Source organism: Ensifer sp. ENS08, assembly GCF_014852195.1.
Taxonomy (GTDB): Bacteria; Pseudomonadota; Alphaproteobacteria; order Rhizobiales; family Rhizobiaceae; genus Ensifer; species Ensifer adhaerens.
Genome location: NZ_JACVBF010000087.1, coordinates 1 through 258, shown reverse-complemented (window position 1 = coordinate 258; position 258 = coordinate 1). Strand labels below are relative to the sequence as shown.

Here is a 258-nt window from a genome sequence, read left to right as displayed (position 1 = left end):
AAATCAGGGTGATCAGCGCCAGCAGCGCCAGCAACGCCGCCACCGCGAAAGCGGCGACGAAGTTGTATTCATTATAGAGGATTTCGACCTGCAACGGCATGGTGTTGGTCTCGCCGCGGATATGGCCTGAGACCACCGAGACGGCGCCGAACTCGCCCATGGCGCGGGCGTTGCACAAAAGCACGCCGTAAAGCAGCCCCCATTTGATGTTGGGCAGCGTCACATGCCAGAAGGTCTGCCAGCCCGATGCCCCGAGAG

The 258-nt window shown here is 61.2% G+C and carries 1 protein-coding gene; it reads right to left on the bottom strand.

Going from position 1 to position 258, the window contains the following annotated elements; all coding sequences use genetic code 11:
* Positions 1-258 (bottom strand): ABC transporter permease subunit (locus tag IB272_RS35765; RefSeq protein ID WP_192445906.1); only part of this gene is annotated, 258 nt, incomplete at both ends.